Source organism: Pseudoalteromonas sp. MM17-2 (genome assembly GCF_022347945.1).
GTDB lineage: Bacteria > Pseudomonadota > Gammaproteobacteria > Enterobacterales > Alteromonadaceae > Pseudoalteromonas > Pseudoalteromonas ruthenica.
In genome coordinates this window covers 160,471-184,881 of the sequence record NZ_JAKRFV010000005.1, presented here as the reverse complement: position 1 = coordinate 184,881, position 24,411 = coordinate 160,471, and the positions used below count along the sequence as shown (strand labels likewise).

General features: G+C 46.1%; 21 protein-coding genes and 1 pseudogene. 11 read left to right on the top strand and 11 right to left on the bottom strand.

Annotation, left to right across the window (positions count from 1 at the left end):
• Window positions 1–259: 259 nt before the first annotated feature.
• The 3 genes from MHM93_RS06685 to MHM93_RS06675 are packed head-to-tail and all read left to right on the top strand — an operon-like array spanning window position 260 to window position 4,159.
• On the top strand, window positions 260–874 hold the full coding sequence (locus MHM93_RS06685; protein WP_045980470.1) for a trimeric intracellular cation channel family protein: 615 nt from the start codon (window positions 260–262) through the stop codon (window positions 872–874).
• 36 nt (window positions 875–910) lie between these two features.
• The gene (locus MHM93_RS06680) at window positions 911–2,422 is read left to right on the top strand and encodes a YifB family Mg chelatase-like AAA ATPase (protein WP_239448447.1); all 1,512 of its coding nucleotides are present in this window, start codon (window positions 911–913) and stop codon (window positions 2,420–2,422) included.
• A gap of 60 nt (window positions 2,423–2,482) precedes the next feature.
• Window positions 2,483–4,159 (top strand): hypothetical protein, encoded by a 1,677-nt coding sequence (locus MHM93_RS06675; RefSeq protein WP_239448446.1) that lies wholly within the window; start codon window positions 2,483–2,485, stop codon window positions 4,157–4,159.
• Here MHM93_RS06675 and MHM93_RS06670 read toward each other — a convergent pair.
• The 3 genes and pseudogenes from MHM93_RS06670 to MHM93_RS06660 form a co-directional block, all read right to left on the bottom strand.
• A complete protein-coding gene (locus tag MHM93_RS06670; RefSeq protein ID WP_045980468.1) occupies window positions 4,156–4,866 on the bottom strand; it encodes a response regulator transcription factor in 711 nt (236 codons plus the stop codon). The genes MHM93_RS06675 and MHM93_RS06670 overlap by 4 nt on opposite strands.
• 224 nt (window positions 4,867–5,090) lie before the next feature.
• Window positions 5,091–6,314 (bottom strand): EAL domain-containing response regulator, encoded by a 1,224-nt coding sequence (locus MHM93_RS06665; protein WP_239448445.1) that lies wholly within the window; start codon window positions 6,312–6,314, stop codon window positions 5,091–5,093.
• A gap of 111 nt (window positions 6,315–6,425) precedes the next feature.
• Window positions 6,426–7,730: pseudogene (locus tag MHM93_RS06660) on the bottom strand (TIGR00366 family protein).
• A 203-nt stretch (window positions 7,731–7,933) separates the two neighbouring features.
• Between MHM93_RS06660 and MHM93_RS06655 the strand changes: the two are divergent.
• Together MHM93_RS06655 and MHM93_RS06650 are read left to right on the top strand one after the other, a co-directional pair.
• The gene (locus tag MHM93_RS06655; protein ID WP_022946693.1) at window positions 7,934–8,158 is read left to right on the top strand and encodes a hypothetical protein; all 225 of its coding nucleotides are present in this window, start codon (window positions 7,934–7,936) and stop codon (window positions 8,156–8,158) included.
• Between the two features lie 362 nt (window positions 8,159–8,520).
• Window positions 8,521–11,457 (top strand): TonB-dependent receptor, encoded by a 2,937-nt coding sequence (locus tag MHM93_RS06650; protein WP_022946692.1) that lies wholly within the window; start codon window positions 8,521–8,523, stop codon window positions 11,455–11,457.
• Window positions 11,458–11,504: 47 nt separating this feature from the next.
• Here the strand turns inward: MHM93_RS06650 and MHM93_RS06645 are convergent, their stop codons facing one another.
• Window positions 11,505–12,419 carry an AEC family transporter gene (locus MHM93_RS06645; protein WP_138549092.1) on the bottom strand — a complete coding sequence of 305 codons (915 nt, stop codon included), beginning with the start codon at window positions 12,417–12,419 and terminating at the stop codon, window positions 11,505–11,507.
• Window positions 12,420–12,556: 137 nt separating this feature from the next.
• On the opposite strand from MHM93_RS06645, the gene MHM93_RS06640 reads away from it, so the two are divergent.
• Window positions 12,557–12,913 carry a YacL family protein gene (locus MHM93_RS06640; RefSeq protein ID WP_022946690.1) on the top strand — a complete coding sequence of 119 codons (357 nt, stop codon included), beginning with the start codon at window positions 12,557–12,559 and terminating at the stop codon, window positions 12,911–12,913.
• On the opposite strand, the gene MHM93_RS06635 is transcribed toward MHM93_RS06640, so the two are convergent.
• From MHM93_RS06635 to glnA, 5 genes are all read right to left on the bottom strand, one after another.
• Window positions 12,910–13,371 (bottom strand): cyclic nucleotide-binding domain-containing protein, encoded by a 462-nt coding sequence (locus tag MHM93_RS06635; protein ID WP_045980464.1) that lies wholly within the window; start codon window positions 13,369–13,371, stop codon window positions 12,910–12,912. The two genes, MHM93_RS06640 and MHM93_RS06635, sit on opposite strands and share 4 nt — an antisense overlap.
• A 22-nt stretch (window positions 13,372–13,393) precedes the next feature.
• Complete coding sequence (gene ntrC / locus MHM93_RS06630) at window positions 13,394–14,785, bottom strand: nitrogen regulation protein NR(I) (RefSeq protein ID WP_022946688.1); 1,392 nt, start codon at window positions 14,783–14,785, stop codon at window positions 13,394–13,396.
• A 19-nt stretch (window positions 14,786–14,804) separates the two neighbouring features.
• Window positions 14,805–15,857: a nitrogen regulation protein NR(II) gene (gene glnL, locus MHM93_RS06625; protein ID WP_239448444.1), complete on the bottom strand. Its 1,053-nt coding sequence runs from the start codon at window positions 15,855–15,857 to the stop codon at window positions 14,805–14,807.
• Between the two features lie 95 nt (window positions 15,858–15,952).
• A complete protein-coding gene (locus MHM93_RS06620; RefSeq protein ID WP_239448443.1) occupies window positions 15,953–16,486 on the bottom strand; it encodes a DUF4124 domain-containing protein in 534 nt (177 codons plus the stop codon).
• Window positions 16,487–16,652: 166 nt separating this feature from the next.
• Window positions 16,653–18,059 (bottom strand): glutamate--ammonia ligase, encoded by a 1,407-nt coding sequence (gene glnA, locus MHM93_RS06615; protein ID WP_022946685.1) that lies wholly within the window; start codon window positions 18,057–18,059, stop codon window positions 16,653–16,655.
• A gap of 442 nt (window positions 18,060–18,501) precedes the next feature.
• On the opposite strand from glnA, the gene typA reads away from it, so the two are divergent.
• Window positions 18,502–20,328 carry a translational GTPase TypA gene (gene typA / locus MHM93_RS06610; RefSeq protein ID WP_022946684.1) on the top strand — a complete coding sequence of 609 codons (1,827 nt, stop codon included), beginning with the start codon at window positions 18,502–18,504 and terminating at the stop codon, window positions 20,326–20,328.
• A gap of 153 nt (window positions 20,329–20,481) precedes the next feature.
• Window positions 20,482–20,652, top strand: a complete 171-nt coding sequence (locus MHM93_RS06605; protein ID WP_239448442.1) for a hypothetical protein — start codon at window positions 20,482–20,484, stop codon at window positions 20,650–20,652.
• Here MHM93_RS06605 and MHM93_RS06600 read toward each other — a convergent pair.
• Window positions 20,627–21,268, bottom strand: a complete 642-nt coding sequence (locus MHM93_RS06600; RefSeq protein ID WP_239448441.1) for a DUF2959 domain-containing protein — start codon at window positions 21,266–21,268, stop codon at window positions 20,627–20,629. The genes MHM93_RS06605 and MHM93_RS06600 overlap by 26 nt on opposite strands.
• An 88-nt stretch (window positions 21,269–21,356) precedes the next feature.
• Here MHM93_RS06600 and MHM93_RS06595 point away from each other — a divergent pair, with 88 nt between their 5' ends.
• The 3 genes from MHM93_RS06595 to dtd are packed head-to-tail and all read left to right on the top strand — an operon-like array spanning window position 21,357 to window position 23,631.
• On the top strand, window positions 21,357–22,250 hold the full coding sequence (locus tag MHM93_RS06595) for a virulence factor BrkB family protein (RefSeq protein ID WP_130148017.1): 894 nt from the start codon (window positions 21,357–21,359) through the stop codon (window positions 22,248–22,250).
• A 2-nt stretch (window positions 22,251–22,252) separates the two neighbouring features.
• Window positions 22,253–23,206: an alpha/beta fold hydrolase gene (locus tag MHM93_RS06590; RefSeq protein ID WP_239448440.1), complete on the top strand. Its 954-nt coding sequence runs from the start codon at window positions 22,253–22,255 to the stop codon at window positions 23,204–23,206.
• Window positions 23,194–23,631, top strand: coding sequence for a D-aminoacyl-tRNA deacylase (gene dtd, locus MHM93_RS06585; protein WP_239448439.1), 438 nt, complete (start codon window positions 23,194–23,196; stop codon window positions 23,629–23,631). Before MHM93_RS06590 ends, dtd begins: the two co-directional genes overlap by 13 nt.
• On the opposite strand, the gene MHM93_RS06580 is transcribed toward dtd, so the two are convergent.
• Window positions 23,628–24,317 (bottom strand): SAM-dependent methyltransferase, encoded by a 690-nt coding sequence (locus tag MHM93_RS06580; RefSeq protein WP_239448438.1) that lies wholly within the window; start codon window positions 24,315–24,317, stop codon window positions 23,628–23,630. The two genes, dtd and MHM93_RS06580, sit on opposite strands and share 4 nt — an antisense overlap.
• Window positions 24,318–24,411 lie beyond the last annotated feature (94 nt).

Sequence of the window (24,411 nt, the reverse complement as noted above, 5' to 3'; positions counted from 1 at the left end):
AGACCCGTTGCACCAGTGCAGCGGGTTTTTTTATGCCTGTAGGCCAGGCTTCAGCCTTGCGTCACCCTAGTCAGGGTAAACCCTGACCCACAACAGAGCGGAACACCAGAACCCCCCACACCTGTAGGCCAGGCTTCAGCCTTGCAGCATCTAGTCAGGGTAAAACCCCGACCTACAACCAAATATACCATTCTTCCTTCGCGGGGCGCCTATTGGGTGCTATCTTACTGTTTACTATAGAGCAATTGAGTATTGAGAAATGGGAGAACTCTATCATTGGTTTGACTTGCTAGGAGTCGCAGTCTTCGCTATTTCCGGCACTTTGTTGGCGCACGAAAAATCAATGGATGGCTTTGGTGTTATCGTACTCGCTTCGGTCACAGCAATAGGCGGCGGTACATTGCGAGATCTCATTCTCGATATGCCAGTGTTTTGGGTGCATGACACTAGCTACTTTATAACCATATTAGTGACAGTGGCGATAACTATAGTGTGGTTAAATATCCGCCAAAGCTTTCCTCATTTCTTACTGCAATTGGCAGATGCGCTGGGGATAGCCTTCTTTGCAATCATGGGCGCGCAAAAGGCATTGGGAGCAGGGGTGCCAGTGATGACGGCGGTGATCATGGGAGTCTTGACTGGCTGTTTTGGCGGTATGATTCGTGATGTGTTAGCAAGAGAAGTACCTATGCTGCTTAAGGGGCCGCTTTATGCTATTGCCTGTGCTATTGGGGCTGGCTTGTATGCACAACTAGTTAGTATGGAAATAAACCAACAGCTTGCTATGTGGATTGGCGGGCTGACGACACTGATGGTGCGCCTTGCCGCTATTAGATGGCAATTAAGCTTACATGTTTTCCGCTATCACAACTAAACTGTATAGAGAACTAACTAGTGTAGGAACAAGGATGTGTCACTGGCTCATGTATTTACTCGTGCTCAAGTCGGTATAGAAACACCACAAGTGACGGTTGAGGTCTATCTTGGCTCCGGGTTGCCCGCATTTAATATAGTTGGGCTTCCTGAAACCTCGGTTAAAGAAGCCAAAGATCGGGTACGCAGCGCATTGGAGAACAGTCACTTTGTGTTCCCCAGTCAAAGAATAACGGTGAATTTAGCCCCCGCTGACTTACCTAAGGAGGGTGGCCGTTATGACTTGGCTATCGCTATAGGTATACTTATCGCCTCAGAGCAGCTAACGGTGTCGCAACCCTTGGCTTGTGAGTTTTTAGCTGAGCTTGGGTTAGATGGTAAGTTAAGGCCTGTACGCGGGGTGTTACCGGCAATGATGGCGGTGAAAAATGCGCAGCGTACAGCATATTTGAGTTCAGAAAATGAAAGGGAAGCTGAACTTGTCGCTGATGCGCAGTGCAAATGTGCAAATTCACTGCACCAAGTTTGGCTAGACCTCAATAATCAGCAGTCGCTACCTTTGCTCCTGCCACAGTCCGAGATGGTTAATGCCAGCCCTGAACTGCCAGTTGATTTTAGTGAGGTGAAGGGCCAAGAGTTGGCGAAACGTGTACTTGAGATAGCTGCTGCCGGCGGACACAATGTCTTGTTTACAGGCCCTCCTGGCACTGGAAAATCAATGTTAGCGCAGCGCATGGCAACGATTATGCCCCGGATGACAACCGAGCAGGCATTACAGACCGCAGCCGTATATTCGGTTTCAGGACACAATATTGATTTGGCGAGCTGGCGGCAGCGACCTTTTCGTTCTCCACATCATACCTGCTCAGCAGTAGCCCTTGTTGGCGGCTCATCAAAGCCAAAGCCCGGAGAAATATCACTGGCACACAACGGTGTGTTGTTTCTTGATGAGTTGCCAGAATTTGAGCGCAAAGTTATTGATAGTCTGCGTGAGCCCATGGAAACAGGTGTCGTCACTATCTCTAGAGCGGCGATTCAAGTTGAGTTCCCTGCGCGCTTTCAACTTATTGCAGCGTTAAACCCAAGCCCAACAGGACACCATACCGACAAAAGAGCCAATCCTGAGCAAGTGCTCCGCTATTTGTCTCGTATTTCTGGGCCATTTGTTGACCGCATAGACTTACAGATAGAGTTATCAAGAATCCCTAGCACTGAGTTATTGAAAGACAGTAAACAAGAGTCAAGTGCTACTGTCAGGAAGCGCGTTGAGCAAGCTTATGAATTCCAGCTGCAGCGCCAAGGGGTTGTGAATGCCTTATTATCCAATAAAGAGCTCAGCCAACACTGTCGGTTAGATGCGAAAAGTCATGAATATTTGGCGCTAGCTAGTGAGCGCTTACAGTTATCTCCGCGCTCGCACCATCGTGTGATAAAAGTAGCCCGAACTATTGCCGATTTGAATACGATGACGAATATCCAAGTAGAGCATATTAAAGAAGCGCTAAGCTACCGTGCCTTTGAACGTCTACTGGCTCGGCTTGGGGAATAGCCATTGCGCGGTTATTTACCAGCTGTTAACATTGGCGCTTAGAACTGCTAGGAGTGAACAATGAAAGCGTGGATTTTAACCGTAGCGCTTGCCCCCATGTTAAGCTGGGGTAATGCCAATGAAGCGATGGACCTGTATTTAAATCAAGATTATCAACGCGCCTTTACTCTTTTTGAAAAGACGGCCGAGTTAGGCGATGGTCGCAGCCAATTCAACTTAGCTGTACAGTACCTACGTGGTCAAGGTGTTAAGGCCGACCCCGTTAAAGCGTATGCATATTTCTCTGTGGCGATGGCCAACGATTTCAAAATGGCGCAACAGGCCCGAAAGTCTGTTATTAAGCGTCTAAGCAGTGATGAATTACAACGGGCACAGCGCCTAGCTCAGCAGCTGATTGCCGAGATTGGTCGTCAAGGTAGCGCCACTGTACGCTATGAACTAAGCCGTGCACTGACATATAACCCCGCACCAAGCAAACGCATTAATCCACCCACTGAATACCCTAGCGGACTAAAGAGTGATGGAGTCCCTGGTGTCGCGAGCTATATTTTTGATATAGATAGTCAAGGTATTCCGAGAGATTATATTTTACTGCACAGCTACCCTGCACCAGAGTTCGCACAAAGTATTGCCGAAAAGCTGGATGAAACACGCTTTAGTTATTCAGGTGAAGTATTTCATAATGCGGTTATACGAGGGGTGTTTAGTGGCTCACCTGATAGCGAGGTGATGCAGCAGTTACGTACCAAGCAGCAACACTTATTACAGCAAGCCCGGCGTGGAGATGTTGATGCTCAAGCTGAGTTGGCTGAACTGCTAAGAGTACTCGATTATCAACCTGAGTTATGGCCAGTGGATAGCAACGTGCAAGTTGTGGCAAAGCAAGCGCCAATGGTCCGTTTTAATTCGATTACACAGCCTGATTTTACTCCTACAAAAACGATTGACCCCAGTTACTATAATTTCAACTACCTAGTGAACGTTGATAATCAGGGGCGTGTTCAAGAAGTGTCGGCTTTTGAGCATATTGATATCCCCAGTCAATTAGACGAGCATGCGCGGGAAGTGATGAGTCAGTGGTCACTGGGTGCAGAGCAGGGATTGTTGGGTGATAGCAACTGGTATTTAGCACGGTTTTTTTACAATAACCAAGAGCAACAGGCGAGCTATGAGAACCACAGCGTAGTAGCTTACGCTGATGTAAAACCTTTGGTTAATAAAGAGAAGGAGCAGCAATGGCGCTATTGGCAGCTCAAAGCAGCGGCAGCTGGGCATAGCGATATGCTTTATCAACTCGGTATTAACTGTAATCAACGATTGCTACTCGAAGCCGCCGAGCGCCAGCATAGTCGTGCTCAGCTCCAGCTTGGTCGCTGTTTACTTACGCAAGCATCAGGGCAACGAGAGCAATTAGAGCTAGCTCGCTACTGGCTTAATGAGGCCGCTAAGCAGGGTGAGTTAATCGCGATGCGAGAGTTAGCTGGGTGGTATGTTCGCTACTCGGATAATGGCGCACAGCTCAAAAATGCTATTGCCCTTGCGGAGCAGGTCAGTGATGAGACCGATCATCCTTTAGCGTACGCCTATTTAGCGGCCGCCCACGCGAAGTTAGGTAATTTTGATGAGGCGATCGACTACCAAGAACAGGCTTTGAGTGAAGCAGAAGATCAGTCTTATGCGCAACAGCCTTTTGAGCAAACTCTAGCGGCTTATCAAAAAGGGCAGCTCATTTTTTAGCTAGAAGAGAGCATATAACCCTTGCCACGAACAGTGACAATACGTTTTTGCTCTTTTTCATCCCCTAGCTTTTTGCGTAACCTGCCGATAAGAACATCTACCGTTCTATCGGTTGGGCTCCAATCTGGCTGGCCTATTTCTTCCGATACTTTTTCCCGTGATGTGGCCTTGCCAGCATTGGCAATTAGGCAAATAAGCACCTTGTGCTCGGCTTCGGTTAGGCGCATCTCCTCACCTGTTGCGGTAACGAGAGTGCGATTATCTGGATGAAGCTTGAAATCTGCATATTCAATGTACTCGGTAGAGTCTTCTTGACTTGCCGAGCCGTTTAAGCGCTTATAAACCGCACGCATTCTTAACTCGAGCTCTAACAAATCGACAGGCTTACAAATATAGTCGTCTGCGCCTTGTGCAAGTCCGGCAATACGATCGGATTGTGAGTCTCGGCTTGAGAGCACGATAACGCCGATTTCTGTCAAGGTAGTCAGCTCTCTGGCCAGCATCAGGCCATCCTGCTCTGGTAGTACAATATCGACAATGGCCAGTTGAATCGGCTGCTGGCCAGTTGCTTGTGAGGCCTGAACCATAGGCAAAGCATTACTACCCGTAGTATCTACATGGATAGTAAACTCAGTGCCCGTGAAGTGATTCTCTATGCGCTTTACCAGCAACTCATCATCTTCAACAAGTAATACATTAATCGACATTCAAATACACCTAGAATCAAACAGACAGCAGCGACTGCATTCAATATTATCAGCTTGCTCAATGGGAACAAATTTCAACCATACTTTACGATAAAGTTGAAGTTTTTGCATTATTCTCTGGCTGCATGGGGGCAGCCTAGGAAAGAAGAATATCTGAATGTTGGTTCAATAAACAGTAGTTGGCACGCTTAGATTGTTAACAACTGTTTCAAAGGTGGGTTCACTCAGTTGCTAGCTTGTGTTGTTTGTTGTTCAAGCCAGACGAGTAAATCCTCTCGAGAAAGCGGCTTGCACACCAGTGGCCCTTGAACATACATATGTGGAAAGCGTTGAGCTAAGTAGTCTAACTCCTGCGTGCTGCTTAATCCAACGGCACATAAGCGTAACTTGCGGTCATTGGCCAAATCATCCAAGCGATAGACTATCTGTTGCGCAAAATTGTCGCGTTCAATATGAGAAATGAGAGGTTGTCCCACTTTGATTTCATCAAGTGGCAAACTCCTCAGTTGCTCCTCCTCAGTAAAACCACTGCCGAAGTCGTCTAAAGAAAGCTCAAATCCACGCATCTTCAAGCGGCTAATGGTCTCTAGAATATGCTTATCATTAAGTGGCTGATGCTCTGTCATTTCAATTAAGATGTCTGCTGGAGCAAGCTGATTAAGTGATAATATTAACGCTAACTTGTCAGGACAACTAAGGTCTGCGAGCTGGCAAGGGTGGAGATTAATTGCCAATTTTAGGTGCGAGCCATACGCGTGCCGAAAAGAACTTAAATCTTTGGCAGCCTTCTCAATTAGCTGAAAGGTCAATAAGTTAAGTAACTCATTGTCACGAGCAACGTCAACGAAGCACTCAGGCATGAAATCACTATCTTGATAGCGGGGAAGTATGCGTGACATCACTTCTAGGCTCACCACTTTACCGTTACTAATGTGTCGCTTGGGCTGGTAAAGAGGAAGGACACGGCTGTGACTAATGGCGTCTAAAAGAGCAATTTCAGAAACGGTGCGCAAAGGATCTCTAGAAGAAGCATGTAAACATTCAAGTTTCTGAATTAGGTGCTCAACATAATGCAAGTGCACGGGTTTTTCTATATTTCCCAACAAATGCACTTGGTGCTGCCTAGCTACGCGTGCGGCAAGGGCAATGATCTCTGGATGCATCTCGGATACAATGACAACAGCTCCTCCGTATTTGAGCTCCCCGAGTTTACGCATAAAAGCCATACCGTCCATGCCGGGCATGTTCAGATCTGTTAACACAATATCGTAAAGACTAGGTGCTTTTTCGATCGCCGCATAGGCCGACTCAGCGTCATCGAATGTAGACACTTCCTCAATACCTAGCTCATTAAACACCGCGCGCAGCACCACTAAAATGGCTGGTGAGTCGTCGACGATGGCAACACGGTATTTATGTTGCAGATTGGCTTGCGTGTAGGTTTTCATCCATTCTCCCTCTAATCCCTTATTGTAATGTAGAAGTGGTTGCTAAGCCCTGCAACTAAATGACACGAGAATTATTGGTAATCATCTAAAAACCCATCCTTTTGTATTGCTTTATGCCACTGTCAGCAAAATAACACTGATGTAGCCACCAGTGATTAGTAATTGAATGATACAAAAGCCCATAATGTCTTTTGCTTTTAACCCAGCAATCGCCAGTACAGGGATAGCCCAAAAAGGTTGAATAAGGTTAGTCCAAGCGTCTCCCCAAGCGACAGCCATAGCAACCGAAGCGATAGGGACTTCTAACGCTTGTGCGGCAGGAATAACAAGAGGTGCTTGAAGCGCCCACTGGCCTCCTCCTGAGGGGACAAATATGTTGACCAATCCAGCGCTCAAGAAACTTAAAAGAGGCAGCGTTTGGCTATTCGCTAAAGACATCAGTGCGGCCGATATATTCTCAGCAAGCCCGCTCTCACTCATTATGGCCATCAGCCCTGCATAGAAAGGAAATTGGATAACAATGCCACTGCCACTGCGAACAGCCTCATACAGATGCTCAAGCAGAGAGTGTGTGCTGTGGTGTAGTAAAAAAGCGCAAAATAAAAACAGCGCAATAACGACATTAAGATTAAGCCCGCCCTGCTGTTACACAAAGAAATGAGCTAGGTAGCTGAGACCCAGTAAGCCAACTACAACACACGGCCAACGAGCGTGGTCTATTCCTTTCGCTGGCGGCTTTACAGTTTTATCCTTGGATTGTAAACGTGTACGGTCTACATAAACGCTGTGCTGAGGCTTAGGTAATAATAAATAATTGATAGTAGGTAGTAAGATAGATAATCCCAGCAATAAAGACAGGTTTAGGGTTGAAAATAGCGTATCACTCGTGGGTAAGAGACCAATTTCACTTTCGCTGAAGTGTCCCGGTGTCGCTATAGTCAATGGCACAGAACCAGAGAGCCCACCATGCCAAACAATAAACCCAGAGTAAGCGCTGGCTACTAAGACGCGATAGTCGATACGGCAGTATTGTGCCACGGCTTTGGCAAATAATGCACCAGCGACCAAGCCAAAGCCCCAGTTAATCCAACTTGCTAGCATAGCTACAAAGGTTGTTACTATAACTGCTAAAGCAGGTGATTTTAATCGCCGCGCCACGGCATGTAAGTACCTTGATACAACGGGCGTTGTGGCCAATAGGTAGCCGCTGACTAACACCAATAACATCTGCATTGCAAAGCTCAGTAGGTTGCTTAAGCCACTTCCCCACATAGTCAATATGGCAGTTGGCGAGTGAGGTGTAGATAACAAAGCACTGAACATCGCTAAGAATGTAAGCAAGATCACTATAACAAGAGGGTCGGGTAAGTACTTTTCCACTAGCGCTGCGAGTGGACGAGATAATGTTGTTAACATAGCCTGATGATGTATTTTTATTCTGAATGAACCTGTATTAACATATTTCATGGTCAGCAAAAAAGGCTAACTTTTAGCATGAACAACTAAATTATGCTTTTGTTATCCAAGCGTTTATTTTTAACCTATTGAAAATAAGGCTATTTTTACTTGGCCTGAAACTTGATAAGTAAAAGAGAAACTAACTATATATTGAGGTAATTATGTCAGGACAAGGCTCTGGTGGTAATGTCATTGCGGCGCTATGTAACGTGTTTTTCCCTGGGTTAGGACAACTTGTTCAAGGTCGCATCTTAGCCGCGCTGCTTTTTGCGATTTTTGTTTTCGGTGGTGCGGCACTGTGGTGGTTGATTGTACCGGGTATCATCGCTGCAATTGCCTATGTGTGGGCCATTATCGACGCTGCGAAGTATCGCCGAGATTATTAGAATAGCCGCGATAATATGCCCCTCAATGATGGGGGGTGCTCATTTTATTATCAATTCAGCAACATTGTGAGGTTAAAAATTTTTATTGTTGCTTAAAAAACACCTATCCACGCGAACTATTTATAAACTCCTTCTTTTTGTAAATAAAAATCGAAAATTAAAGGTTTATTCTCATTAATTTAACATATTTGGCTTTTATTATTCTGCTTTTGGCATTTTGATAAGGCTTGTAACGCTATGTGAATGTTGAGTTTTTATTCTTTGTGATTAATATTATGTTCACCTTGTTATATCAAGGTGAACATAATATTAGGTTTGTTTTTATTATATCTCTATAATGGAAACCTTACAGGGAAAACAAAATGAAGAACTATAGTAAATTATCAACAGGTATAAAGTTGGCACTCTGTGCGGCTAGCTTAGGTGCATACTCTGGTTTATCCTATGCGGCTGAGGAAGGTGTTGAAGAAGTAGAGCGTATTCAGGTTACCGGATCGCGGATTCGTTCAGCCGAAGCAATGTCAGCTTCACCGATTCAAGTACTTGACGGTGCCAGTATTGATAAGTCTGGTACTCTAAACCTACAAGACTTATTAATGGAAAATCCAACCTTTGGTACTCCAGCAATAAGTCGAACTAACTCTAACTTCTCTACATCCAGTGGCGGTGTTGCTACTGTCGATCTACGTAACTTGGGTACAGCGCGTACCCTTGTGCTAGTTAATGGTCGTCGCTACGTTTCAGGTGTTCCTGGCAGCTCGGCTGTCGATTTAAATACTATCCCAGCGCAATTTGTTGAACGCGTAGAAATTATGACCGGTGGTGCGTCTTCGGTATATGGTTCAGACGCTGTGGCTGGTGTTGTTAACTTTGTGCTCAAAGATGATTTTGAAGGTATAGAGTTTGAAGGTCAGTATGGAGAATCTGCAGAGGGTGACAACACTGAGAAGCAGTTTTCTGTAACAACCGGAACAACAACCTCTGATGGTGCAGGTCAAGTTATGTTCCACCTCGGTTATTCTGATCAGGGTGCAGTATATTCACGTGATCGTGATATCTCAGCTGTTGACCAAATTTCGGCTATCTATTTCAACGACCCGTATGAAAACCCAGGTTCAATTTTTGAATATGTCCGCCCTTACTACTCAAGCTTCTCACCTCAGGGTCGCTTTGATGCTGGCGATACACGTTTCACTTTTGATGAAAACAACAACTTAAAAGAAGGTTTTGACACCAACGGTGATAACGGTCCTGCCGATGGCTTTAACCGTTCTGGACGTCGTACTATTGCGATCCCAACCGAACGTTACCTTTTCGCATCCAATGGTAGTTATGAGCTTGATGATAACCATAAGTTCTTTTACGAAGCGACCTATGCAGCGACAACATCGGTAACTGAACTCGAGCCTTTCCCGTTCGCATCAGATGATATTTACAGCAATGGTCGGGTACCTATTGAGTTTATGCGAAACGGTGAGCTTCTGCGTAACCCATATGTTCCAGATGCCATTTATAACAGCGCTACAGACACTGATGGCGATGGTATGAGGGATATTTTCTTCGCTAAGCGTCTAGCTGACATTGGTAACCGAGGCTATCAGGCTGATCGTGATACCTTCCGCTTTACTACAGGTTTTGAAGGCCAAATCAGTGATAACTGGTACTATGATGCTTATTACATCTACGGCAAAACGAAAGAAAACCAAGTTTCTAATGGCCTAGTTAACGTGCAAAACTTCCGCTATGCATTAGAAGCGGTTACAGATACCCAAGATCTGGATGGCGATGGCATTACAGACGAAGCAATCTGTCTTGATGAGACAGCACGTGGTTTCGGGTGTACACCAATTAATGTATTTGGTTTTAACTCAATCACTAGCGACGCATTCGACTATGTTAAAGCGCCAAGTATGTTGTCAACGCGAGTAGAGCAGGAAATTATTGGTGCTAACTTCACTGGTGAGCTATTTGAACTGCCTGCTGGTTATGTTGGTGTGGCGTTCGGTGCAGAGTACCGTGAAGAGTTCTCACGCAGTGAGTTCGATGCCCTGCAGCAAGCTGGCTTGAACGCAGGTAATGCTATTCCTGCTACAGAGGGTGAGTTTGACGTTACCGAATATTATGTTGAAGCGAACGTTCCTGTACTAGATAGCTTGTCACTCAAAGCAGCAGTGCGCCTTTCTGACTATTCTACAGTAGGCAATACTGAAAGCTGGAACGTGGGCTTAGATTGGACAGTCGTTGATGGTGTGCGTGTTCGTGCAACGCGCGCTCGTTCAACTCGTGCTCCTAACATCGATGAGTTGTACTCACCACCTAGCCAGACTTTCCCAAGTGACCTTATCGACCCTTGTAATGGTGTCACTGCTTCTTCAAGCGGCGCAGCAGCAGATGCATGCCGTGCTGATGCTGGCGTAGCAGCGAACATCGCTGAAAACGGTGAATTCACACTGAATCAATCTGATATTCAAGGTATCAGTGGTTTCAACCGTGGTAATACTGAGCTTACCGAGGAAGTGGGTGACTCTTTCACGGTCGGTATCGTGTTAACTCCTGAGAATATTATCTCAGGCCTAGATATCACTATCGACTATTTCGATATTGAAATCGAAGATGCAATCGTATCAACTCCTCGTCAATTCATTCTTGATCAATGTTATGGCGGTGGTGATACAAGCTTCTGTGATTTCATAACACGTCGTCCAACGAATGCTGGTAATAACAGTGCGGGCTCTATTGAGTTTATCGATTCAGGCCAATCAAACAGTGGTGGTACCGCAACTGAGGGTGTCGACTTAACTGCAACTTACTCAACTGACCTAGGTCCGGGTATGTTCAAGTCGCGTCTAGCTTATACTTACCTAATTGATGGTTACGATATCCCATTACCAGGTGCTGATAAGGACAACTGGGCGGGAGAAATTGGTTACTCTGAGCACAAAGCAAACTGGACGTTTGGCTATGACGTCGATGATTTCAGTTTCAACTGGTCAATGACCTATATTGGCGCAGCTGACTTTGATGATCAATTCTTAGCTGGCCTTGTAAGCGACAGTGCGCCAGATGGTTTACCTGCAGGTTATATCGGTATTGGCAGTGAGGTGTATCACGATATCCAGCTATCTTACTACATCACTGAGCAATACGAGCTATATGGTGGTGTTGATAACTTACTTGATAACGAAGCACCACGTATCCTAACGGGTATATCAGGTAATGACACTGGCACAGAAACTGATGCGGGTACTTATGACCCTATCGGTCAGCGCTTCTATGTTGGTATTAGAGCTAAGTTCTAATTATTACTGTTAAAGTGCATTATTAAGCCCCTCGCTGAGGGGCTTTTTTATGAGCTTAATACAGCCAGCCATAAAACAAAGCTCACCACACTTAATAGCGTGCTGAGCACAACCGCACTGGCTAAGGTGGCTGACTCTCGTTGCAATTGTTTGCTCACCAAATACGCATTAACCCCTAAAGGAGAGGCGCTAAGTAGCACCAAAAGCAAGGTTTGCTCTTGAGCTAAAGCAAATCCGTAGGTCGCGGTTAGGTATACAAGCGTCGGCAATACTGCGAGCTTTAACAAGGTTAACGTAAGAGCCGATTTGATGCCTGGTTTGATCTGATAATGGTGCAGGTTTGCCCCAAGCACAAATAAGGCGCCGGCGATGGCTGGCTCTGCCAATAATGTCAGTCCTTCATTGATTACCTTGGGTAGCGCTAAATTAACCGCATTCGCTAACAGCCCTAGGGCAATTGCCAGTATTACCGGGTTGATAACTAATTGTCGGATGATGTTTGGCCAAGTAACGCGCTGCTCTTTACCGGCGAAGCTGTAAGTTAGCAAAAACAATAACGCACTATGAAAGGTAATGATGACGAAAACCGTTGCGGCTACGTGCTTACCGAGTGCTTGCATCGCGATAGGTAAACCGATAAGTACAGTATTGGAATAACACGCCCCAAGCGCGCGAATGGCGCTTATACTCCACTGCCCACAGCGGCACCGATAAAACCCCAGTACCAGTAGATACAGGCCGATAACGGGAAGATAGAAGCTAAGCATGACATCGAGGCTGACAGCTTTGCTGAGCTCAGCTTGGGACATATTAACAAACAAAAAAGCCGGAATGCTGATGTAAAATACAAAGCGGCTTATACCACTAAGGTGTTCGGCTGTTAAAAACGAGCGTGCTGCACTAATGTAACCGGCTGTCGCCACGAAAATGAGTGGAAAAATTATTGCTAGGGTGTTGAACATAATCGATATAGGAAGCCGACAGGGTAGGCGTATACTAACATGATGCCGTTAGTGCTGATATCGCAGTACAATGAGCAGCTCGATTTAGCGTATCGATATTGCTATTATGCGCGCCGCATCTTTTTGGCAGCACTATTATGGAATACCAACTCTACTCAGACCCAACATGGGGTAAGCGGGTAAAAATATCTGACGAACACCGGCTTATTGCCCGTTGGTTCAATGACGAGCTCTATGAAAACGATGAGCTCATTGAAGCGTTTTTTACCGCTCTTGATAGCACTGCAGAGCAGCTCGTGCAGGGACGAGAAATGAGGTTGCTACTCGGTGATGGTGAGGCGTGTTTTCAAAGTCATGGCTTATTTCATGACGACGAGCAGACATTGGCGCTTTATAGTGGGGATGACCTCGCACTTGATGAATCGGAGCTACAAGCATGGTGCGGAGTCGAGGATTTACGTGCGTTAGCGAGTGCGTGGCGACATTTTCGCTAGGGAGTATGGCGCTCTAACAGGCTACTGAGGCGGGCGATGCGCTCGCTCATACCGAGTATCAATTGATCTTTTATTTTCTCACGTACCACCACAGGTAATTTAGTTAAAGCCAGTGGCTCAATGGCTAACACTATGGTGTCGGTGAGCGCTTTGGCATTAGTGCTGCGCTCGCGGTGGGCAATAAAGGCACCTTCACCGACAAAGTCGCCAGGTCGAATATGGCCCAGTTCTTTATGGTCAGATTGGCGGAACACTACCAGCTCGCCGCTTAACACGATATATAGCTGCTGGCTTTGCTCGTGCAACTTGAATACGTAACGCCCTTGTTGGCATAAGTACAGCTGCGAAAATGACTCTAAGAGCATTTGCCGCTCGGCTAACTCAAAGCTGCGAAAGAAAGGCACGCGATTGATAATCTCCATGCGTTTATACATGGCAATATGTTCAATCAGCTTCATGCCTATCCTCTTCGTCGGTGCGTTAATTGGCGTTTATATTGCGCTCTTTTAGCTTACGCGTCAACGTGTTGCGGCCCCATCCGATGCGTTGAGCAGCATCCTGTTTATGCCCTCCACAGCTAGCAAGGGCCGATTTAATCAGCCTGGTTTCCAGCTGTGCTTGAATTTCTGGCCAGACATTGTCTTTGCCTTGCTTAAACTCATTGTTTAGCCATTGTTGGAATAAGTCCAACCAATCGGCATCAACTTGAGACGTTTGCGCATTGAGTATTTCTGGCGGCAAGTCTTCTGCGGTTACGTACTCACCGGGAGCCATTACCGTTAGCCAGCGACAGGTGTTTTCAAGTTGCCGCACATTTCCAGGCCAATTGAACAAGCGCATTTGATCACATGCTTGAGGGCTTAGCGTCTTGCTATCAATTTTTAACTCTTGAGCGCTTTTATTGAGGAAGTACTCTGCCAGTTGCTCTATGTCTTCTGGGCGTTCTCGCAAAGCTGGCAGCTTTAAGCGAACCACATTTAAGCGGTGGAATAAGTCTTCTCGAAACTTACCTTGTTGAGCTAAACGCTCTAAATCCTGATGAGTGGCAGCGATGATGCGCACATCAACTTTTATACTTTGATGGCCACCCACACGGTAGAATTCACCATCGGCGAGTACACGCAGCAGGCGAGTTTGCACATCAAGTGGCATATCGCCAATTTCATCAAGGAAGAGCGTTCCGCCATTTGCTTGTTCAAAGCGCCCTTTACGAACGCTGTCAGCTCCTGTAAACGCGCCTTTCTCATGACCAAATAACTCTGACTCCACCAAATCCTTAGGGATGGCCGCCATATTTAAGGCGATAAACGGATTGTCTTTACGTGGGCTGTGCTGGTGTAAGGCACTGGCAACCAGCTCTTTACCGGTGCCAGACTCGCCATTGATAAGTACGCTCATGCTTGATGCGCTCAACTTGCCAATGGCGCGAAACACCTCTTGCATGGCGGGGGCTTCACCGATAATAACTGAACGCTTTTGTTCACTATTGGCCTTTTTCGCTTTTTTCTGCGAATGCGCACGCATGGCTCGCTCAACAACACTAACAGCTTCTTCTAGGTCGAAGGGCTTAGCTAGGTATTCAAAGGCGCCTTTTTGGAATGCCTGCACTGCAGAGTCTAAATCTGAGTGGGCCGTCATAATGATCACCGGCAGGTTGGGGTTATCTTCGCTGATCTGCTCCAATAAGCGCATGCCATCCATACCCGGCATGCGCACATCCGAGAGCAACACGGCCGGCTTTGAAAACTCCAAGGCACTGAGTACATCATGAGCGTTGGCGAAACTTTCTACCTCATAGCCTGCACGGGAGAGTGCTTTTTGTAATACAAAGCGAATTGACGCATCATCATCGACTAGCCAAACAGATTTCATCGTATACCTCGTGGCCCAATTACAGTGGCAAGTATAGTGTAAACTCGGTATGGCCCGGCCAGCTATCACATTCGATAAACCCTTGGTGTTGGTCTATGAGAGTTTGGGCGATAGATAACCCTAACCCTGAGCCCCCCTCTTTATTGGTCACCATGGGGTAGAACAAGGTCTCTCTAACCTCCGGAGCAATGCCCGGGCCGTTATCAGTTATTTTGATCTGCAGGGCTTTTTTTAGTGTCGTATCGTGTCGGCGTACATGGTATCGCACTCGGGTTTTAACATTAATATGGCCCCCTTCAGTGAGTGCTTGCATAGCATTGCGCACGATATTGAGAAGCACTTGTTGCAACTTATCACCATCAGCCTTTACATCTGGAATGCTCGGATCATAATCTTTGTGCAAGGTAATTGCCTTGCTGCTATCCAAAGTGCAAAGGCGTAAAACATTCTCCAGTGTTTGGTGAATATTAATAGCCTGTTTTTGTAAACGCTGATTCGGGCCGAGTAACTTGTCTACTAAATGGCGTAAACGGTCAGCCTCATCAATAATAAGCTGTGCACATTCATCCCGCTCCTGCTGATCAACCTCATATTGCAATAATTGCGCCGCTCCGCGTATTCCCCCTAAAGGATTTTTAATTTCATGAGCAAGGTTACGAATTAAGGTACGCGCCGCTTGGTGTTGATGCATTTGGTTAGACGCCTGATCAAGGCGAATTTCTTCGTCGGTTTGGCGAATTTCAAACAGCAGAAAATACTGATCTTGGTGGCTTAAACGCCGACAGTTGAGCGCCAAATTGGCATGGCGAGAGTCCACGAATACCACGTCAGCTCTGTGTTGGTGGCAATCGACCCCTTGTTTAAGGGTATAGTCAGCGATGCGCTCTAATTCTACCGAGTGGTAATTAAATAATGCTTTGAAAGGCTGGCCCACGATGCGTTTTAAGCCTAGCCCAAGGAGTTCGGTACAGCTAGTATTGGCATACACCAGATTGAAATCTTGGTCTAAGACTAAAATAGCGGTATGTAGGTTTTCCCACATTTGTTGGAAAAAATCACGAGGAAGCTTCATTATTAATTTCGGTGTTGCACCAATTTGGTGCGATTTATCTTAGCAGTATTTAGCCGGGTTGCCCAATCGGTGCGCAACCCGGAGTGATATGCAGCTTAAGGGCCTGTGATCACTGAACGGCGATGCAGATAAAATGTCACAGGTTCAGAAGTGGCCAGCTGTTTACCATTGCCATCCACTAGGCGTAACCGTACTTGATGCGCCCCTCTATCAACATTACGCATCACAAACACCGTTGATGATTGCGGTTTATCGTAAGGCTTTCCGTCGAGCATAAGTTGCACGCGGTGGCCTTGCATAAAGCGCGGTGATACTTGGCCTGTAACATGTACAGAGCCTGTGTTATCACGAATTGTTTCTTCTTGATTTGGAGTGGTAATAGCGACTGAGAAATTAATTCCTTGGTTAGCGTTATTATCCTGCTCAAGAATTTGCGTGTCAGTTGAGGGCATACTCATCGCAGGGGAGTTTAACTTTACCTTCTCAGCGCCTTTTCTTGGAGAGTCAGAAAAAACTAATACACCGTTCTCATCCTTCCATACATAGATGCTTTTATTGGTTGCGTTGGCGTTAAAGGCACTCAAACCCAGAACCATGAAAACGCATAAGATAGACCACTTCGTTGTCACGCTACTTCCTATTTTACGTTTATTATTCTTATAGTTAGCCGAAAATTAACCAATTACTTGGTTAAACCCTAACTTTAGTCTATTTACAACTTTTTTACCATAAAAAAAGCCTGCTAAGCAGGCTTTGAGAACACACATGATATAACTAAGTGGTAGTTATGCGGTTTTACACGCTGTAGTACATTTCAAATTCTACAGGGTGTGTAGTCATGTTGAGCTTTTCTACTTCAGCTGATTTCAAGCCGATGTATGCATCAATAAGGTCGTCAGTGAATACGCCGCCTTGCGTCAAGAATTCACGATCCGCATCAAGTGAATCAAGAGCTTCTTGCAATGACGCTGCCACTGTTGGAATTTCTGCCGCCTCTTCTGCCGGTAAGTCATATAGATCTTTATCCATGGCGTCGCCAGGGTGGATCTTGTTCTTAATGCCGTCAAGACCCGCCATTAGCATCGCTGAGAAGGCAAGGTATGGGTTCGCTGTAGGGTCTGGGAAGCGCACCTCAATACGGCGAGCTTTCTCTGATGGAACCACAGGGATACGAATAGACGCTGAGCGGTTACGTGCTGAATAAGCAAGCATAACAGGTGCTTCGAAACCCGGAACAAGGCGCTTGTATGAGTTTGTCGAAGCGTTGGCAAAGGCGTTAATAGCTTTGGCGTGCTTGATGATACCACCGATGTAGTAAAGCGCTTCTTCTGATAGGCCACCATACTTGTCGCCTGCAAAGATGTTCTTACCATCTTTACCTAGAGACTGGTGACAATGCATGCCTGAACCATTGTCGCCAACCACAGGCTTAGGCATGAAAGTAGCGGTTTTACCATACAGGTGCGCCATGTTATGAATAACATACTTCATCTCTTGAATTTCGTCCGCTTTCAAAACCATGGTGTTAAAGCGGGTGGCGATTTCGTTTTGGCCAGCTGTTGCTACTTCGTGGTGATGAGCTTCAACGACTTGGCCGAGTTCTTCAAGCACCATGCAAGTGGCACTACGCCAATCTTGTGATGAGTCCACTGGAGCAACAGGGAAGTAACCACCTTTGACGCCAGGACGGTGACCGGTGTTACCGCCTTCGTAATCTTTATCTGAGTTCCAGCATGCTTCTTCAGCGTCGATTTTATACATTGACCCAGACATATCTGTTTTGTACTTAACATCGTCAAAAAGGAAAAATTCTGGTTCAGGGCCAAACAGAATCGTATCGGCAATACCTGTTGAGCGCATATATTCTTCAGCACGCTTGGCCACAGAGCGAGGGTCGCGCTCATAGCCTTGAAGAGTTGAAGGTTCAACAACGTCACAACGTACGATAAGTGTGGTTTCTTCGGCGAACGGATCAAGCTTAGCGCTTTCAGCATCTGGCATCAGCACCATGTCTGACTCGTTAATGCCTTTCCAGCCTGCAATTGAAGAGCCGTCAAACATTTTACCGTCTTCAAAGAAATCTTCATCAGCCTGGTGATGAGGAATAGAGACATGCTGCTCTTTACCTTTGGTGTCGGTGAAACGAAGGTCAACGAATTTTACGTCGTGCTCTTTAATAAAATCTAATACCGATTGTGACATGTGTCCTCCAACTATGGATTATTATTTGCTGCAATTTACTGCATTTGTGCATGGGTAAGCTTAAACCATGCCAAAAGTATAAGTGTCTGTTTAGTAGGGGGTTACTTTCTATTTGGTAATCTCAAACTTATTTTTTGCACCAATAGGGTGCGAACTTGCTACATTGTAGTGCAAATTTTTCAGGCTGCATTGTCATGTATCAAGGGATGACTCAAATAAGACAGTGAGCGCACTAAAAAACACTGATAGCACAGTCTCGGTGTCATTTTTATGTCAAGCGACTGGGCTATGTTAGGCACGGAAGTAAATTAATTAGCTGGATAAACTTTCATCTAGTGGCGTTATAAGGGATAATACGCGACCTTTTAAACTCGACACAGGTGGCCCGCGCCGCTGGGTGTGGATCATTTAGGAAATATGGGGTTAGCCTCTAAGTAAATATATGAGCATCGAAAAGTTAAGAAATATCGCGATTATCGCACACGTTGACCATGGTAAAACGACTTTGGTTGATAAATTGCTTGAGCAATCGGGCACACTACAAACCCGTGGTGGCAACGAAGAGCGAGTGATGGACTCGAACGATCTTGAAAAAGAACGTGGTATTACCATCCTAGCTAAAAACACGGCAATCAACTGGAAAGACTACCATATCAATATCGTCGATACCCCTGGGCACGCCGACTTTGGTGGCGAGGTAGAGCGCGTACTTTCGATGGCTGACTCCGTACTATTACTTGTTGACGCACAAGAAGGGCCAATGCCGCAGACGCGCTTTGTAACGCAAAAAGCGTTCGCGCAAGGGCTGAAGCCAATCGTTGTTATTAACAAGGTTGATAAGCCGGGTGCACGCCCTGATTGGGTTATGGACCAAGTATTTGACTTGTTCGATAACTTAGGTGCAACCGATGAACAGTTAGACTTTAAAGTTATTTATGCATCAGCGATTAATGGTTGGGCAACGCTCGATTTAGATGAGCCTTCTGACAACATGGAACCAATGTTTGAAGCCATCGTTAAAGAAGTTGAAGCACCAGATGCGGATCCAGAAGGGCCGCTACAGATGCAAATCTCACAGCTTGATTACAACTCGTACGTTGGCGTTATCGGCGTAGGCCGTATTAAGCGTGGTACTGTGAAAGTAAATCAGCAGGTTACTATTGTCGGTGCTGATGGCAGTAAACGTAACGGCAAAGTGGGCCAAGTGCTTACTTACTTAGGTCTTGACCGTCATGATGCGACAGAGGCAACTGCCGGCGACATCATCGCGGTGAGTGGCCTTGGCGAGTTGAAAATCTCCGATACTATTTGTGATGTCAACACGGTTGAAGCGTTACCAGCACTGAGTGTTGATGAGCCTACTGTTACCATGACGTTCTCTGTAAATACCTCACCTTTTGCTGGCCAAGAAGGTAAATACGTCACCTCACGTAATATCCTTGAACGTTTGCAAGCCGAGCTAGTTCATAATGTGGCATTACGCGTAGAAGAGACCGATAACCCTGATAGCTTCCGTGTATCAGGCCGTGGTGAACTACACTTGGGCGTACTTATCGAAAACATGCGTCGTGAAGGCTATGAACTTGCCGTGTCTCGTCCAGAAGTTATCTTGCGTGAAGTTGATGGTGAAATCCAAGAACCTTACGAAACAGTGACTATCGACTGTGAAGACGAGCACCAAGGCTCTATCATGGAGCAGCTGGGTTTACGTAAAGCAGAAATGACTGATATGTCTCCAGATGGTAAAGGCCGTATTCGTATGGACTTTATGATCCCAAGCCGTGGCTTGATTGGTTTCCAGACTGATTTCATGACGTTAACCTCAGGTTCTGGTTTGATGTACCACACGTTTGATCATTACGGCCCACACAAAGGCGGTAAGATCGGCCAGCGTATGAACGGTGTATTGATAGCGAATGCCCAAGGTAAGGCGCTGACTAACGCGCTATTTAACCTGCAAGAGCGTGGTAAGCTATTTATCGGCCATGGTGTTGAAGTATACGAAGGTATGGTTATCGGTATTCACAGCCGTGACAATGACCTTACGGTTAATGCCCTAAAAGGTAAACAGTTAACCAACGTGCGTGCTTCAGGTACTGATGAAGCGCAAACACTTGTGCCACCAATCAAGATGACCCTTGAGCAAGCGCTTGAGTTCATTGATGATGATGAGCTGGTAGAAGTGACTCCGGAAAGCATCCGTATCCGTAAGAAATTATTGACTGAGAGCGAGCGTAAGCGCGCATCTCGTGAGTCAAAGAAGAGCTAATTAGCCCTTAATTTGAAAAACCCGCACTGTGTTGCGGGTTTTTTTATGCCTAAAGCAAATGCTCTGGGTGTTGTTACCTGTGCGAAATCGTTGGAATAAAGCCTTGCTCATTTCACTCTTTTTCTAGATAGGCAAGAACATTTAGTGCTGGATATGTGGTTAACACATGTCTATGGCCAAGGGGCATGGCAATTCACCATGACTATTGAAAAGTTAGATAGTGGGGTGGGGCAGTTTACTGCAGTACAACAAGTAGAACATGCCCGCCATCAAGCGGGCAGTGGGCTATCAAAGAGAGTTAGCTTTGATTCATTTGCTCAATAAAGCGGTTAGAGTCTTCGATTGAACGATTCATATCATCAATAAGTACTTGAATGTCGCGCTTAAGATTCGTGAATTCACCTTTTATCGCGGCGATTGCTTGCGCGTTGAGGTTGTGCTTAAGGTAGAGCACGTTGTCTTGTAAAGACTCTAACACGGGCTGCATCTTCGCCTCGCTGGCGCGCATAGAACGTAGGAGCTGCTCAAATTGGCGTTCAGTGGCGCGCAACTTTTTACTGCTTTCGCGTTTTAGAGCGGCGCTTTGGTAATCTTCTAGTTCATCGGCCCATTCGTCAAATAGAGCCTCTGCCACATCTTCTACTTTATCAATGTTAGTTGAGACCTCATCAGCCGCCGCGAGACTTGACTCATAGTCATCATTGAGCTGCTCGTAGGCGTCTTGTAAATCACCGCCATCGAAGTTAATTAACGTACTTAAACGCTCCAATGCTGACTGAAATTCCTGTTGTGAATCCTGCTGTGACTCTTTAGTTTCCTCAACACGATCAACAAGGATATCTCGTTTATGTACGCCGACAGATTCCATTGCCGAATAGTAAGCGGACTGACACGCTGTGAGCGTCATAAATGCAGTAGCTAGCGCGATTTTTTTAATCATTTTCAACCCTTGTATGGATACTTGATACTGTAAATTATGTGGTCGATTGCTATGATAAGCAAAAGGTTTTTCATATTTTAGGTAACTCATGCAGTTCAACGGTGAGAAAATCAAAGCGCAACTCTCCATCTGGGTAAAAGCACAGCCGCGCTGGTGGCGGTATTTTTTTACTCGGTGTATGGAAGATCAAATCACTGTTAACGCAGGCTATCTAGCCTATGTAACCCTGCTTTCCTTAGTGCCTTTAATTGCTGTAGGTGTGGCCATTTTCTCGGCTTTCCCTGGCTTTGAAGATACCCGTATTGCTATCGAAAGCTTCATTTTTAATAACATGGTGCCTACCTCAACGGATGTAATTAAAGAGCATATCGGCGCATTTACAGGGAATGCGAATAAAATGACCGCCGTGGGGGTCTCTTTCTTGGCTGTTGTGGCGTTATTTTTAATACGCAATATCGATCTCACCTTAAACCGGATTTGGCGCATCAAGAAGAAACGCCCTGCGGTTATTTCTTTCGCTATTTATTGGATGGTGCTGAGTTTAGGGCCGGTATTGCTTGGGTTAAGTATTGGTGCCACGTCTTACATTGTGTCTTTGGTGTCTTTTGCTGATGGTGGCATTCCTGGTTTTAGTGGTTTTGTTTTAAAGTCGCTTCCTTACGTTATTTCTACTGTTGGCTTTGTGATGCTCTATACTCTAGTACCAAATACACGAGTTCCATTTAGAGCGGCGGTTCCCGGGGCTATTTTTGCAGCACTGTTATTTGAGCTGACAAAAAAGGGGTTTGCTATGTACATCAGCCATTTCCCCTCATATGAAGTGATTTATGGGGCGCTAGCGACAGTACCTATTTTATTTGTGTGGGTGTATCTGTCGTGGGCTGTGGTACTACTCGGTGCAGAGTTCACTGTGTGTATCAGTGTGAGCAAGCCTCCTATCGATGATATTGTCGCCGAGGAGAAACGCGCACTTAAGGAGTAACAATGGCATTGAGCTACCCCGTTAGTGCGCCACGAAAAACCCACCATGTCTTGGTCGGACAAGGGCACCAACTAGAAATTGAGGAACATGGCAGCGGGGATGGCTTGCCGGTGATTGTCTGTCACGGGGGGCCTGGTGGAGGGCTCAGTCGCTTTGAATGCGCACACTTTAATCCCGAGCACTACCGAATTTTACTTTTCAGTCAACGAGGGTGTGGTAATTCCACCCCTCATAGTTGCGAGCATAATACCCTGGAACATTTGATTGGCGACCTCGAATGCATTCGCCGTCATTTGGGAATTGGCCGCTGGGTTGTGTGTGGTGAGTCTTTCGGGGCTACCCTAGCGATGGTGTATGCTTTGCGACACCGTGAGCACGTAAGCGCCTTGATGCTTTGGGCCAGCTTTTTTGCTAGCCAACAGGATTACGACTGGTGTCTGGGGGAAAGTGGCGCCGGAGCACAATTTTACCCTGAATATTATCGCCAATTTAACCCACAAAACCAGCCAACGTCGGCATTGATCGAAGGTTTCCATCAGCAACTTTTTAGTGATAGCGAGCCCACGCAGCTCAAAGCCGCCAAAGCATGGGTGGCCTGGGAGGAAACCTTATGTTGCGGCACGGCACCAAGTATTAAACTGCTAGACCCCGCTGCTCTGATCAACCGAGCACAGCTACAGCTGCACTACTTCAAGCATCAGTTTTTTCTACGTGACAATATGCTCGTGGACCATGCCAAGGAGTTCGCAGGCCTGCCGGTATGGATGGTTCACGGGCGCCACGACTTGGTGTGTTCATACGCGCGAGCCCAAGCATTTGCCACGGCCGCACAAGCACATTTAGATATTTTTGAAGGCCTTGGTCACAGCTTGGCTGATGAGGTATATTGCCAAGCCCAATGTCGGGCAACCGACCATATGTATTTGAAGTTAAAGAGGCAGCAGTGCAAGGATTAATACAGCGCGTTAGTCGCGCCGAAGTCACCGTTGAAGGGCATGTAGTAGGGAAAATAGACCAAGGGGTTGTGCTGTTATTAGGCGTAGAAAAGGCCGATAGTGAACAACAGGTCGACAAACTACTCCATAAAGTGAGTAACTATCGTATTTTTACCGATGAGCAAGGTAAGATGAATTTAAGCCTAAAAGACATCGGTGGTGAGCTTTTGGTGGTGTCGCAGTTCACGCTTGCCGCCGATACTCGCAAAGGAATGCGTCCTAGCTTTTCCAGTGCGGCAACGCCACAACAAGCTAGACAGCTATATGACCTGTTTGTTGATAAAGCTAAAGCATTAGGCATCACTGTGGCGACCGGACAATTTGCTGCAGATATGCAAGTATCATTAGTCAATGATGGCCCGGTGACGTTCAATTTAGCCGTTTAACGGGATAAAAACACTAAATGATTGGAGTAGCCTTTTACTTTAACCATATCGGGTGGCTTGCCAAAACAAGTGATCAACAAATGTTTAAGTTGCTGCAACTGTGACTCATGGTGGGCCAAGAAGTTGATAAAGAGGTGCCCATCATGGTTCAACGCAGCGCGTATTTTGTCGTAAAACCGATGTTTGTAGAGGAACATTGGAGCATCGAGCTCACTGAATAAATCAATGATTATCCAGTCGTAACACCCCGGCTCACTCAGTACTTGATCGGCATCGGCACAGCGTAAAGTAGTGTCATGGCGACCACCGAAGTAGCGTTTATAGCAATGAATAATATCGGGGTTTTGCTCCACGGAAATAAGCTCGGTATCAGGGTAGCTGTGGTGTAAATAGTTGCGTATCGCCCCTCCACCTAGCCCTAATTCCAGAACTCTGTCCGGGGTGGGCAAGGTTTGCCAATACTGAGCAAAAATTTGTAGGTGCGGAAAAAGTAGGTGGTTAGGGCGACTGCGCTCAATAATGGATTGCAGTGTTTGGTTTATCAACAACCAGCGAAACTGTTTATGTTGGCGTACCTGAATACTTGTGCAGCCGAATTTGTGCCAATACAAAAGTTGGCCGATATTTGCACAATCAGCAACAAAGTGCTCGGAGACGGCTCCGCTATGTTCGATTACTGTTTCCATAACAACAGCATAGACACCTTGTGACATTTTACCTAATTGTGCACTAAATTTTACGGTGCGAGAAACCGCAGTGCTTTGGTCTTATTTTATCCCG